This window comes from Sphaerisporangium sp. NPDC049457 (genome assembly GCF_055586705.1).
In genome coordinates this window covers 326,617-339,176 of sequence record NZ_JBVJHR010000002.1, presented here as the reverse complement: position 1 = coordinate 339,176, position 12,560 = coordinate 326,617, and the positions used below count along the sequence as shown (strand labels likewise).

Below are 12,560 nucleotides of genomic sequence, written 5' to 3'. Positions count from 1 at the left end.
CCACCGAGTCTGTCCACCGGGTCGGATGTCAGACCTGGTTGGGGAGGGCGCCGCCGTATCTGCGGTCGCGCTTGGCGTAGATCTCGCAGGCCTGCCACAGGTCGCGGCGGTCGAAGTCGGGCCAGAGCTGGTTGAGGAAGACCATCTCGGCGTACGCCGACTGCCACAGCAGGAAGTTGGAGGTGCGCTGCTCACCCGAAGAGCGCAGGAACAGGTCGACGTCGGGGATGTCCGGCTCGTCGAGGTAGCGGGCGAAGGTGCGTTCCGAGACCTTGCCGGCCTTGACGCGGCCGGCGGCGATGTCCTGGGCCAGCCGCACGGCGGCGTCGACGATCTCGGCGCGGCCGCCGTAGTTGACGCAGAACTGCAGGGTGAGCGTCCGGTTGTTCCGGGTCATCTCCTCGGCGTCCTGCAGCTCCTTGATGACGCTCTTCCACAGCCGCCCGGGACGGCCCGCCCAGCGCACCCGTACGCCCATGGCGTGCAGCTGGTCGCGGCGGCGGCGGATGACGTCCCGGTTGAACCCCATGAGGAAGCGGACCTCGTCCGGGGAGCGACGCCAGTTCTCGGTGGAGAAGGCGTAGGCGGACAGGTTCGGGATGCCCAGCTCGATCGCCCCCTCGATCACGTCGAAGAGCGATGCTTCACCGGCCTTGTGACCTTCGGTCCTCGGCAGCCCTCGCACCTTCGCCCAGCGTCCGTTGCCGTCCATGACGATGGCGACGTGCCGGGGGATCAGGTCGCGCGGGATCGGCGGCGGGACGGCGCCTGAGGGGTGCGGGGTGGGTGGACGGACGTTCACGGTCTGCTTCTCCTGTGGATGGATCCGAAGGTGCGCGGCTCCGGCGAACGAGCCGACCGGGGCGCCCGGGCGGCCGGGGCTGCCGGCGCGGCGTTCAGACGCGTTCGACGTGCCGTAGTGAGCGTATTCCGTGTTCGAGATGCCATTGCAGGTAAGCGGCGACCAGGCCGCTGCACTCGGCGCGGTGGCGGGGTTCGGAGGCGTCGGCGGAGGCCCAGTCGCCCCGGCTGAGCGCGATCATCAGGCCGATCGTCTCGGCGGCCGGGACGGCGGCGCCCTGCGGACGGCAGCCGCCGCACACCACGCCGCCCGCGGGGATGGCGAAGGCCCTGATCGCGGGGGTCGAGCAGCGCGCGCAGGACTCCAGGGCGGGCGCGTACCCGGCGACGGCCAGCGAGCGCAGGAAGTAGGCGTCGAGGACCAGCCTGGCCTCGTGCCCTCCTTCGACGAGGGCGCGCAGGCCCCCGACGAGCAGCAGGAACTGCCGCAGCGCGGGCTCCTTCTCCCCCATGGTGAGACGGTCGGCGGTCTCCAGCATGGCGGTGCCCGCGGTGTAGCGCGGGTAGTCGGAGACCAGGGCCTCGCCGTACGGCCTGAGCGTCTCGGCCTGGGTGATCACGTCGAGCGAGCGCCCGGTGTGGAGCTGCAGGTCGACGTGGGTGAAGGGTTCGAGCCGCGCGCCGAATCTGGACTTGGTGCGCCGCACGCCCTTGGCGACCCCGCGCACCTTGCCGGTGCGCTTGGTCAGGACCGTGACGATGCGGTCGGCCTCGCCCAGCTTCTGGGTGCGCAGCACGATGCCCTCGTCGCGGTACAGGTTCACCAGCCCAGTCTAGGGACGCGACACCCCCGATGGACGAATCGGACGCGCCTCCCGGCGACCGGCTTGCTCATGGGAGGGTGGGACAGGACGGTCGCTCACCAGGAGCGGGTACATCGCGTGAGCAAATCCGGCGAATGCCTCTGAGGCTCATGAATCCGGATGAGACTCCCGCAAGCGACGAATCGATCTCGGGTCAACCCTGGATGGCATCCTTAGCGAGAACAGTCACTAAACTTTGCCCCCTGGCGACACCCCCTGAAAATCGCCTCCGCCCCCTGCACGCTGCCTGAAAGGGTGACATGACCCGCGTGGTCCTGCTGGGCGCCTCGCCCGGCCCGATCGGTTCCCCTGAACCACACGTCCCGCCCGGTCGCCTGGCGCTGACGTCGCTCCCCGGCTCACCCACCGTCCTGGACCGGCTCTACGGCCAGGCCGTGTCGATGGATCCCGACCCCGTCGCCATCGTGCGGCCGGAGGAGGCCGGCGACCACCGCGCCTTCCCCGGCGAGGTCGTGGAGTCCGCCGACCTGGCCGCCGCCCTGCGCGCGATCGCCGAGGTCGCCGAGCGGGCGACGGACAACCTGTTCCTCATCCCCGCCGGCGTCGTGATCCACGACGAGCTGATCTACCAGATCACCAAGGCCAAGCGGGGGGCGCTGGCGCTCATCGCCAAGGAGCCGCGGCCGGAGGACGAGAACGGCGAGCCGCTTGGGTACGAGATCCCGATCGAGGAGGCCGAGCCGGAGATCGGCGACCACGTCTTCGAGGGGCTTCCGGTCCGCTCGCGCGTGGGACGTTCACGGGTCATCTCGGTCGGCTCCGCCCACCACGCGGTCACCCGGCCGAACGCCGTGCTCCTCGGCCCGCTCCACCTGCACCAGCGCCACGCGGCGACGCTCGCCGAGGCGGCGCGCGAGCTGGCCGACCTGGCCCACCTGTTCGGCCCCGAGGACGACCTGGTCCAGCTGCTCGTGCTCGGCCTGGTCCGCAAGGGCGTCTCGGTCGGCACGCGCGGTCGCAGAGACCTGTTCTTCTCCCGCGTCGGCACGCAGGCCGAGGCGGACGAGGCCGTGGCCGTCATGGCGACCTACGACGAGGACCGCGCGCGCCTGAACAACGCGGTCAAGGGCGCCGACGGCTTCTTCACCACCTTCTTCGTCAGCACCTACTCCCGCTTCATCGCCCGGTGGGCGGCGCGGCGCGGGCTGACGCCCAACCAGGTCACCCTCATCTCGATCGCCCTCGGCGTGCTGGCGGCGCTGGCCTTCGCCACGGGCACGCGGGCCGGCGCGGTGGCGGGCGGGCTGCTCATCTACTTCGCCTTCGTCTTCGACTGCGTCGACGGCCAGGTCGCCCGGTACGCCCGCAAGTTCGGCGTGCTCGGCGCGTGGCTCGACGCGACGTTCGACCGCGCCAAGGAGTACGTCGTGTTCGCCGGCCTGGCCGTCGGCTCGGTGGTGGCCGGGCAGGGCGACGTGTGGACGCTGGCGCTGATCGCCCTGTCCGTGCAGTCGGTGCGCCACCTGCTCGACTTCTCCTACGGCGCCGCCAGCCGGCGCAAGCCGCCGAACCCGCTGCCGACGCTGGCGCTGACCGTCGCCGACGACCGGCAGCTGCGCGACGCGCTGGAGCAGCGCAAGGCTTCGCGCAGCACGGGTGTGCGCGGCCTGCTGAAGATGTGGACCAGGGCCGGACGGTTCCGCGCCGTCCACTGGGCCCGCAAGATGATCGTCTTCCCCATCGGTGAGCGCTTCGCCGCCATCGCGATCACCGCGGCTCTGTTCGAGCCCCGGGTCACGTTCCTCACGCTCGTGATCTGGGGTTGCGTCGCGGGCACCTACACCCTCACCGGACGTCTCATGAGGTCGCTCGCATGATCACCCACCCGCAGACCACGCCCGTCCCCGCCCCCGACCCGGACGAGGAACGCCGCCGCGTCCAGACGGCACGCCTGCTCGCCTACCGTGACGACGGCCCGCTGGTGGCGCTGCTGCGCGGCAAGCTCGGCCCCGGCCTGCCTCCGGTGCCGGCCGGGCTGGTCACCCTGGTCGCGGTGGCGGCCATCGGCGCGACGGGCGTGCTGTCCGCCGGCACCGGCCCGATCATGCTGCTGCCGGTGCTGGTGATGGTGGTGCTGATGGTGCCCACCGCGGCGCGCGACCACCTCGGCCGGTTCGACTGGCTGGTCCCGCCGCTGATCAGGACCGTCGAGTTCCTCACGATCATCATTCTCGGCCTGGCCGCCGACATGCCCAAGTGGCTGCTGTTCGTGCTGATCTACGTCGTGGGCTACCACACCTACGACACGGTGTACCGGACGCGGCAGAGCATCTGGCCGGCCCCGTGGGTGTTCCAGGCCGGGCTCGGCTGGGAGGTCCGGCTGCTGCTGCTGGGCGTGGGCGCGGCCGTCGGCGCGCTCACCTGGGTGGTGGCGGTGATGTCGGTGTACCTGGGGGTGCTCTTCGCGATCGAGAGCATCACGAGCTGGGTGCGCCTGGACAAGCAGACCGCGCTCGCCCAGGCGTCCGACGACCTTGAGGCCTCCCCCGAGGACGCCATGGAGCAGGCCACCGGCGAGGCCGAGAAGGCCTGACCGGCGAGGCCGGAGCACGACCGCCGCGACCGCCGCGACGCGACCGCCGCCCGTGGAAGCCGGCACAACACCGGCTACGGAGGCCGTCGCATCGCGGCGCGGCGTCAGGCGTTCCTCGCGAGGCGTCTGGCGTTCTCCGCGAGGCGCCGGACGTTCTTCGCGAGACCGTCAGGCGTTCTCCGCGTGGAAGCGGCGGGTGCCGACGACGACGCACACGATCATGAACAGCGCCGTCACGCCCCCACCGACCAGGGCGGACGCCGAGGTGTACGTCCCCGCGAACAACGCGCGCAGGGCTTCGACGGCGTAGCGGAACGGGGTGAGCCGCGACAGCACGTCCAGCCAGCCCGGCGCCAGAGACATCGGCAGCAGCGCCCCCGACAACAGCAGCAGCGGCACCAGCACCGTGCTCATGATGGGGGCGAAGAGGTCCTGGTTCAGCGTCAGGGCCAGCGCGTACGACAGCGACGACAGGCCCACCGCGAGGACCAGGACGAGCCCGAGGCCGAGCAGCACGCCGGGCAGCGGCGCGCGGAGCCCGAGCGCGTACCCGAGCACGATCAGCGCGACAGCCTGGATCATCAGCACCAGAGCGTCCTTCAGCACCCGGCCGAGCAGCAGGGACATGCGGCTCGCGGGCGTGACCCGCAGCCGTTCGAGCACGCCGAACCGCTGGTCGAAGACGATGCCGAACCCGCTCATGCCGGCGCTCAGCAGGCCGAGCTGCACCAGCAGGCCCGGGACGAGCACCTCCCACGACCCGACGCCGCTGCGGGCGAACAGCGGGCCGAACAGCACCAGGAACAGCACCGGCTGGAGCGCGCCGAACACCAGGGCGGCCTTGGTGCGCATGGTCTCCCGCACGTAGTGGCGGGCCAGGATGAGCGCGGTCACGCGGCGGCCTCCTGGCGCAGGGCGCGGCCGGTGACGGCGAGGAACACCTCGTCGAGCGTCGCGCCGGGGCCGATCTCCGCCTTCAGCGCCTGCGGCGCGCCCTCGCGGACGATGCGGCCGCCGTCGATGATCAGGACGCGGTCGCAGAGCGCGTCCGCCTCCTCCAGGTAGTGGGTCGAGAGGAACACGGTCAGGCCGCTCTCGGCGCGCAGCCGCCTGAGGTGGTCCCACAGTCCGGCCCTGCTCTGCGGGTCGAGCCCCGTCGTCGGCTCGTCCAGGAACAGCAGGTCGGGCTCGTGGAGCAGCCCCATCGCGATGTCGACGCGCCGGCGCTCGCCGCCCGACAGCGACGCGGCGGGACGGCCCTGGGCGCCGGGCAGCTCCAGCCCGGCGAGCAGCTCGTCCACCCGGGTGCGGGCCATCGCGGCGTCCAGCCCGTACAGCCGGGCCTGCAGCGCCAGCTCGGCGCCGACCAGGGACGCGGGCCCGATGGTGCCGCCCTGGGGAACGTACCCGATGCGCCGCCTGACCTCGGCGGGCTCGGTGAGCAGGTCGCGGCCCGCGACGGTGGCGGTGCCGCCGGTGGGGCGCAGCAGGGTGGTGAGCATGCGGAGTGTGGTGGTCTTGCCCGCGCCGTTCGGGCCGAGGAATCCGACGATCTCGCCCGGTGAGACGTCGAGGTCGACCCCGCGGACGGCCTCCACGGTGGCGGTCTTGGAGGTGTAGGTCCGGCTGAGACCTCTGGCATGAATCATGCCGATCACAGTAACACCAAACTTAGAGTCACGTAAAGTTTGCAGTGACCCCTGATTGTGTGCCGCGGGTGAACCGGCGTGTATACAGTTCTCCGTGGAGTTGGACGCGCTTGATCGTGCGATCGTGGGGGCCCTGGTCGAGGACGCCCGGTCGACCTATGCCGAAATCGGGCACCAGATCGGGCTTTCCGCCCCTGCGGTCAAGCGGCGGATCGACCGGCTGCTGAGCAGCGGCGCCATCACCGGCTTCACCGCCCTCGTAGAGCCCTCGGCGCTGGGGTGGACCACCGAGGCGTACGTGGAGTTGTTCTGCCGGGGCAAGACCTCCCCCGCCGAGATCGGCATGGCCGTCTCCCGCCATCCTGAAGTGATCTCCGCCTGCACGATCACCGGCGAGGCCGACGCGCTGCTGCACATCCGCGCCAAGGACGTCCGGCACGTCGAGCAGGTGATCGAACGGGTCGCCGCCGAGCCGTTCGTGATCCGCACCAAGAGCGCGATCGTGCTGTCGCGCCTCATCGACACCCCGCACGCCCGCGACGGCGTCCCCCAGTCGACCTGAGCCCGCGCCCCGGCCGACCTGAGCCCCGCCCCGGCCGACCCGCACCCCGCATCCCGGGCGACCTGAGCCCGTGTCCCGGGCGACCCGAGCGACGCCCCGTGTGACGTGGCGGACACCGGCCCGAGACGTCGGCGAAACATATCGTGACCTGCGACGTCGCGCCCAAGTGCCCCGTGAAACCGCATCGCGGGACCACGCAACGAATCGCCATGAAACGGTCGAACCACGCAACCGATCGCCGGAAGCGCGCAAGCTCCGCGCCTGGCTCGGACCTGCCGCGATTCCTAGGCTGAAGCCATCCCTGACCAGCCGTTTTCCAACGGAGTGATACATGGCGCACAGCCGGCACTACCTTATGTGTCGTCCCGACTACTTTGCGGTCGAATATGCGATCAACCCCTGGATGGACCCTGACGCGGGGGCCGACGCCGCCACCGCCGTGCGCCAGTGGGAGCAGCTGAAGGACGCCTATGAGGAGCTGGGCCACCAGGTCAGCCTGATCGACCCCATCGACGGACTGCCGGACATGGTGTTCGCCGCCAACGGCGCCCTGGTGGTCGGCGGCCGGGTGTACGGGGCGAGGTTCGCCAACGCCGAGCGCGCCGCCGAGGGCCCCGCCTACCTGCGCTGGTTCGCCGACAACGGCTTCGACGCCACGATGGAGCCCACCGAGACCAACGAGGGCGAGGGCGACTTCCTCACCCTGGACGATGTGATCCTGGCGGGCACCGGTTTCCGCACCGCCATCACCGCGCACAAGGAGGCCCAGGAGTTCCTCGGCCGCCCCGTGGTGACCCTCCAGCTCGTGGATCCCCGCTACTACCACCTGGACACCGCGCTGTTCCCGATCGACGGGCGCAACGTGGCGTACTACCCGGGCGCGTTCTCGCCGGGCAGCCGCGAGGTGCTCCAGCGCATGTTCCCCGACGCCGTGATCGCCTCGGCGGACGACGCGGCGGTACTCGGCCTCAACGCCGTCAGCGACGGCCACAATGTCGTGATCAACGTCGAGGCCGGCGAGCTGGCCCTGGACCTCAAGCGCCGGGGCCTCAACGTCATCCCCGTCGACCTCAGCGAGCTGCGCAAGGCCGGCGGCGGCCCGAAGTGCTGCACCTTGGAGATCCGCGTATGAGCACGACCACTGAGATCATCGAGCTGAGCGAGCGGCGCAGCGCCCACAACTACCACCCGCTGCCCGTCGTCGTACGCGAGGCGCGCGGCGCCTGGGTGACCGACGTGGAGGGCAGGCGCTACCTCGACTGCCTGGCCGGCTACTCGTCCCTCAACTTCGGCCACGGCAACGCGGCGATCCTCAAGGCCGCCCAGGAGCAGCTCCAGCGGGTGACGCTGACCAGCCGCGCCTTCTACCACGACCAGTTCGCGACGTTCTGCGAGGGCCTGGCAGACCTGTGCGGCAAGGACATGGTCCTGCCGATGAACACCGGAGCCGAGGCCGTCGAGACCGCGATCAAGGTGGCCCGCAAGTGGGGGTACGAGGTCAAGGGCGTCGCCCCCGACCGGGCGAACATCATCGTCATGGCGGACAACTTCCACGGCCGCACCACGACGATCGTCAGCTTCTCGACCGACCCCGACGCGCGCGACGGCTTCGGTCCCGCGACGCCGGGCTTCACGATCGTGGAGTACGGCTCCGCCGAGGCGATCCGCGCGGCGATCACTCCTGACACGGTGGCGGTGCTGCTGGAGCCCATCCAGGGCGAGGCTGGCGTGCTCGTGCCGCCGGCGGGCTACCTGCGGCAGGTCAGGGAGATCTGCACCGAGAACAACGTCCTGTTCGTCGCCGACGAGATCCAGTCGGGCCTCGGCCGCACCGGCGACACCTTCGCCTGCGACCACGAGGGCGTCGTCCCCGACATGTACGTGCTGGGCAAGGCGCTCGGCGGCGGCGTCGTCCCGGTGTCGGCCGTGGTCGCCGACGCCGGCGTCCTCGGAGTCATCAAGCCGGGACAGCACGGCTCGACCTTCGGCGGCAACCCCCTGGCGTGCGCCGTGGGCGGCGCCGTCATCGACCTGCTGAGGACCGGCGAGTACCAGGCGAGGGCCCGCGAGCTCGGCGCGGTCCTGCACGAGCGGCTGCGCGCCCTCATCGGGCCCGCAGGCGAGGGCGGCCACGGCGTCGTCGCGGTGCGGGGACGCGGCCTGTGGGCCGGTGTGGACATCGACCCGTCCATCGCCACCGGCCGCGAGGTCTGCGAGGCCCTCATGCGGCACGGAGTCCTGGCCAAGGACACCCACGGCTCCACGATCCGCCTCGCACCCCCACTCGTAGTCTCAGAGGAAGACCTGAACTGGGCCGTCGACCGCCTGACAGAAGTCCTGGCCGAGCTGTCGGGGACGGCGGCGTCCTCCGATGACGCGGAGCGGTCCCCGAGGACGCCGGAGCTCTCGGGCCGCTAGATCGGATTCGCCGTCGACCAGCGAGACAGGAGCGCGCACCGCAGTCGCGACGTGACGTGCAACGGACTGAAAATTTTCGACTGGCCTTTGATGACCTCGTTGAGGGACGCGACGGGAAGCCAGCCCAGTTGGTTGGCTTCCCAGCCGTCCGTGGCGCCTTCAGCCCACCGATCTTGAATCTCTCGAGCGGACAACATCGGTCTGAGCAGGGCGACGACCCCCAGATTGAGTAGATCGATCTGCAGCGCGACCGAAAGGACGGAAACTCGTGAAGGGCTGATCTCACAGCCGAACTCTTCCAGGAATCCCCGGCATGCGGCCTGGATGAACGGATCGTGCTCAAGGCCGAGATCCTTGTCGTTGAGCTGTTCCTCGAAACTCGCCGACCAGTGGAGGGGCGCATAGCCGACTTTCGGGTTTCGCTGGGCGAAGAGCACCTGAGCGTCAGAGGTGAGAACGATGCCATGCACGACGGCGATGCCGGGGAGAACCGTTCTTCCCAATGGCACCGGTTCTATCCAGGCGCCGTCCTGTCCCCGGCTCAGACGGAGAGGCTCGCGCTCGAGTGCGATGTGAAAACTCCTGGACTCACTCCAGGTGGTCGGGGCCAAGCTGACGTTCAGCGAGTTGTCAGGCGTGTACTCGAGATCGGTGAAGCGGAACTTCTGCTCGAGGTTCCGCCCCGTCTCGAGGTTGCCCAGTTCACGGAGGGTTGCGCTGATCTCGGCGTCTATCGGGACGTCATCGATCCGCGTTCGAAGTGAAAGAGCGCGATCCAAAGGCCAAGGCCGCATGACCTCCAGCGCTCCTGAGTCGACGAACCACCCCTCTCGCTCCTGGCCGGTGCAAGCGAGCCGTGTGAGTTCCCGGGCAACGGGTTCCGCCCCTCGAGACTGAGCGATTCTGGAGGTCTGGAGGAGAAGTAGCCGACATTGCTGACGCTGCCAGGCGTCAGACTTTCGTTCCATTTGCCGCCGAAGCGCGTCCAGGCACGCATCCCTGATCTCCGCGGGAAGGACGTCCTTGATCAACTGGTCTAGCAGAGCATCACGAGCCATGGGTTCATCAAAGCAGCCGAGAGCGGCAGCGACAGGCGACCCTACGTACACCATTTGATGTTGGAACGATGCGATAAGTGCATGGCATACCTCCATCCCGAATCGGGGAAGGCCACGCATGCGTCTTCTGGGCGTCTCGTCTTGAACGAAGGCGGCATACTCCCGCACGACGTCCCAGTCGGACGTACGACCTTGCTCGTCCTCGAGCGCGAGGCCGTAGATGATCTCATGTTCGGTGCGATCGGGCACGGGACGGCCATCATGACGGCGTAAGACCTCATAGGCACGTCTTCTCGTCACAGGGTCGATCTCGGGATCGTGGGCTACGCGTTCCAGCAACATGATCGTGGCGTGGTCGGCTTCGAATCGGTTGAGGCCCCGTGCGACATACCGCAGGCACGGCAGATCCTCACGGGTGTCGAGCACCCTGTTACCGAAGTCCACGAGGGCTGTCTGCACCTCACGAGTGTTGTATCGGGCCAGCGCGTCGATGAATCTGCCCTTCAGTTCCCACTTCGCCAGTCCTTCCGTCAGAACGGGCACCACGCGGGGGGCGTCGGCGATGTCGCCGCCGTTCTCCAAACCAAGGAAAGCCGAAGCCACGCTGCTGGCCGCGTCCTGGGTCAGTTGGGCGCCCTCACCGATCCTGCTTCCTGCCATGTCCTCGGCGCCGGGACGCAGATTTGGCACCGGAGTGCCACGCAGTGCCTCGATGACGAGCGGAAGCAGCATGGGAAGTTGCTCACGCAATACGTAGGTGACCGCCCACGTCTGAGCCATGTAGATGTCGTTGCACCTTTTGCGGTCCAGGATTCTGAGAAACTCTCCAAAAAGCGTCCTGAGCAGGTCCTCCTCATGATGATGGTGAGCCAGACGTACCAGCATCGACAAGACGGACCATCCGCACTCGCGTTCCGACCTACGGCATACGGAGATCGCCGACGCGTGCCGGTCCTCGGAGTCGTAGACGACGCGTGCCATGGAGAAGCAGTCGAGCATGTCGTGGGCCAGGCGTAGCGTCGGCTCCCTGAAGTCGCTCAGCAGGCTGTCGGGGGCTCGCTCCAGCACGAGACGCTCATCCTTCAGCTTCTTGACGGCTTGCTGGAAGACCTGAGGGGGCAGGTGCGTGCCGGCCTCCACGGCACGCCGAGGTATCTCGTAGTTCAGTTCATTCAACTGCAGTTCCGCGAGAGCCTGAATGATCGCCCGTTTGCGAGGACCAGCGGAATCGGGGAGCGCCCCGCCTTCGCTTTCCGCGTCACCGAACAAGCGCAGGAGGAATCCGATTTCGGTCTGCGGGATGATCCCCCACTTCTCTCGCCGACGGATGGCAAAGTCGAGGAAGAACGGTGTCCGTAGCAGCTTATTTCCGGAGGCGCCGGGCAGCAGGTGCGACACCATGCTGCCGTCCAGTTCCTCCACCTCGCGCACCGCGAACGGGAGACGCTCCTTGTAGGCCGAATCCCAGACGTCGTTGCGACAGGTGAGCACCAGCCGGCCTGCGACGGAAAGGTGTAGCAGCATGTCCACGGTCCGTGAGTGATCCGGATCGTCGGCGAGCTGCGCTTGGTCGAGCCCGTCGACGACGAAGAACACCTGTATGCCAAATTCCTCCTGCAGGACGGTCATGTGGCCGGGAAAGTCTCGCGCGTCCAGGGCCCCGAGATGGCGCGCGAAGACATCGATGCCCTGATCTAGGATCTCCGGTCGCACCACGATCGGATAGGTCTTCTGTCGCCTGAGCATGCGATCCACATAGTGTGCGGCGACCACGGTTTTACCCCGCCCGCCGGGAGCGACGATGGCGACCGCCTCTGATCCTGAGATGAAGCCGTCCCAGATGTTCTCCCAGAAGGAGGGGGACGGCAAGTTGTCGTCCACCCATGACTGGGTGTCCTTGCGATGTTCCTCGAGATTGATCCGAGCTCTTGCGAGACGCGGGCTTCGGTGGAGAAGCGCGGCCCTTAGATCTTGCTCCAGTTTCTCAGGGTCGGCGCACGAGTCGCCGTCCCGTGTGGCCTTGATGTACTGCCAGCTGTCGTCTCCGAGAAGTACGGTGCTCGCTCCTTCGTCGAACTCCACCGGGATGATTTTCAACTGCTTCTCGGGATCGGCAAGTGTCTCGCGAGCTTTCGCGGCCGTCAACTCCCTCTGGATCCATTCAGGCCTCCGCACCGCCTCTTCCGTCGCCAGCAACAAGACGTACCGGGCCTGATCTAGAGCGTCTTCGATCTCCGCCAGCCATCTGGTGCCCCCAGGAATACGGTGCCGATCGATGAAGACCTCGCCCCTGAATCCCATCCGCTCTTCCAGAATCCGCCGCACATCGTCACAGATTCCAGCACACTCATTGCTGTAGCTTATGAATATCTCATAGTGCGCGGAACTCTGACGTGCCGCATCGCCTGGAGGGATCGACGGGCGGCGGCTGCGCACGAACCACGTTCGGTGTTGGTAGCGCCGGGTCAGCAACGATTCAACACGTTGAGCCAGCGCGCGCACACGGGAGAGCCGGAGTGCGGACATAACCCAATGATTGTTGAAATCCCCGCTGAGCTCAACCGACATGTCGAAAACAGCGGGCAAGGCCCCTCGAATGTAGCTACATTCTCCCCACCAAGGGGCGATCGACATAAATGAGACGAATCGGACAAG

General features: G+C 68.3%; 10 protein-coding genes. 5 read left to right on the top strand and 5 right to left on the bottom strand.

Going from position 1 to position 12,560, the window contains the following annotated elements; translation table 11 throughout:
• Positions 1 to 28: 28 nt before the first annotated feature.
• Positions 29 to 802, bottom strand: a complete 774-nt coding sequence (locus ACZ6QO_RS04845) for an isoprenyl transferase (RefSeq protein ID WP_465847718.1) — start codon at positions 800 to 802, stop codon at positions 29 to 31.
• Between the two features lie 94 nt (positions 803 to 896).
• Positions 897 to 1,625, bottom strand: coding sequence for a DNA repair protein RecO (recO, locus tag ACZ6QO_RS04840; protein ID WP_465847716.1), 729 nt, complete (start codon positions 1,623 to 1,625; stop codon positions 897 to 899).
• A gap of 299 nt (positions 1,626 to 1,924) precedes the next feature.
• On the opposite strand from recO, the gene ACZ6QO_RS04835 reads away from it, so the two are divergent.
• Positions 1,925 to 3,502, top strand: a complete 1,578-nt coding sequence (locus tag ACZ6QO_RS04835; protein ID WP_465847715.1) for a CDP-alcohol phosphatidyltransferase family protein — start codon at positions 1,925 to 1,927, stop codon at positions 3,500 to 3,502.
• Positions 3,499 to 4,218, top strand: coding sequence for a DUF5941 domain-containing protein (locus ACZ6QO_RS04830; RefSeq protein ID WP_465847713.1), 720 nt, complete (start codon positions 3,499 to 3,501; stop codon positions 4,216 to 4,218). Before ACZ6QO_RS04835 ends, ACZ6QO_RS04830 begins: the two co-directional genes overlap by 4 nt.
• Positions 4,219 to 4,386: 168 nt before the next feature.
• On the opposite strand, the gene ACZ6QO_RS04825 is transcribed toward ACZ6QO_RS04830, so the two are convergent.
• Positions 4,387 to 5,112, bottom strand: coding sequence for an ABC transporter permease (locus ACZ6QO_RS04825; RefSeq protein WP_465847711.1), 726 nt, complete (start codon positions 5,110 to 5,112; stop codon positions 4,387 to 4,389).
• Positions 5,109 to 5,867, bottom strand: a complete 759-nt coding sequence (locus ACZ6QO_RS04820) for an ABC transporter ATP-binding protein (protein WP_465847710.1) — start codon at positions 5,865 to 5,867, stop codon at positions 5,109 to 5,111. The genes ACZ6QO_RS04825 and ACZ6QO_RS04820 overlap by 4 nt, the downstream gene beginning before the upstream one ends.
• A gap of 94 nt (positions 5,868 to 5,961) precedes the next feature.
• Between ACZ6QO_RS04820 and ACZ6QO_RS04815 the strand changes: the two genes are divergently transcribed.
• The 3 genes from ACZ6QO_RS04815 (at position 5,962) to rocD (ending at position 8,847) form a co-directional block, all read left to right on the top strand.
• Positions 5,962 to 6,429 (top strand): Lrp/AsnC family transcriptional regulator, encoded by a 468-nt coding sequence (locus ACZ6QO_RS04815; protein ID WP_465847708.1) that lies wholly within the window; start codon positions 5,962 to 5,964, stop codon positions 6,427 to 6,429.
• 331 nt (positions 6,430 to 6,760) lie between these two features.
• The gene (gene ddaH, locus ACZ6QO_RS04810; RefSeq protein WP_465847707.1) at positions 6,761 to 7,561 is read left to right on the top strand and encodes a dimethylargininase; all 801 of its coding nucleotides are present in this window, start codon (positions 6,761 to 6,763) and stop codon (positions 7,559 to 7,561) included.
• Positions 7,558 to 8,847, top strand: a complete 1,290-nt coding sequence (rocD, locus tag ACZ6QO_RS04805) for an ornithine--oxo-acid transaminase (RefSeq protein WP_465847705.1) — start codon at positions 7,558 to 7,560, stop codon at positions 8,845 to 8,847. Before ddaH ends, rocD begins: the two co-directional genes overlap by 4 nt.
• Here the strand turns inward: rocD and ACZ6QO_RS04800 are convergent.
• The gene (locus tag ACZ6QO_RS04800; protein ID WP_465847703.1) at positions 8,844 to 12,473 is read right to left on the bottom strand and encodes a TIR domain-containing protein; all 3,630 of its coding nucleotides are present in this window, start codon (positions 12,471 to 12,473) and stop codon (positions 8,844 to 8,846) included. The genes rocD and ACZ6QO_RS04800 overlap by 4 nt on opposite strands.
• Positions 12,474 to 12,560 lie beyond the last annotated feature (87 nt).

What these genes read in the sequence shown, in the direction of transcription:
- ACZ6QO_RS04820 (WP_465847710.1), bottom strand. Translation starts at nt 5,867, where the DNA reads ATGATTCATGCCAGAGGTCTCAGCCGGACCTACACCTCCAAGACCGCC.
- ACZ6QO_RS04830 (WP_465847713.1), top strand. Translation starts at nt 3,499, where the DNA reads ATGATCACCCACCCGCAGACCACGCCCGTCCCCGCCCCCGACCCGGAC.
- rocD (WP_465847705.1), top strand. Translation starts at nt 7,558, where the DNA reads ATGAGCACGACCACTGAGATCATCGAGCTGAGCGAGCGGCGCAGCGCC.
- ACZ6QO_RS04800 (WP_465847703.1), bottom strand. Translation starts at nt 12,473, where the DNA reads ATGTCGGTTGAGCTCAGCGGGGATTTCAACAATCATTGGGTTATGTCC.
- ACZ6QO_RS04835 (WP_465847715.1), top strand. Translation starts at nt 1,925, where the DNA reads ATGACCCGCGTGGTCCTGCTGGGCGCCTCGCCCGGCCCGATCGGTTCC.
- ddaH (WP_465847707.1), top strand. Translation starts at nt 6,761, where the DNA reads ATGGCGCACAGCCGGCACTACCTTATGTGTCGTCCCGACTACTTTGCG.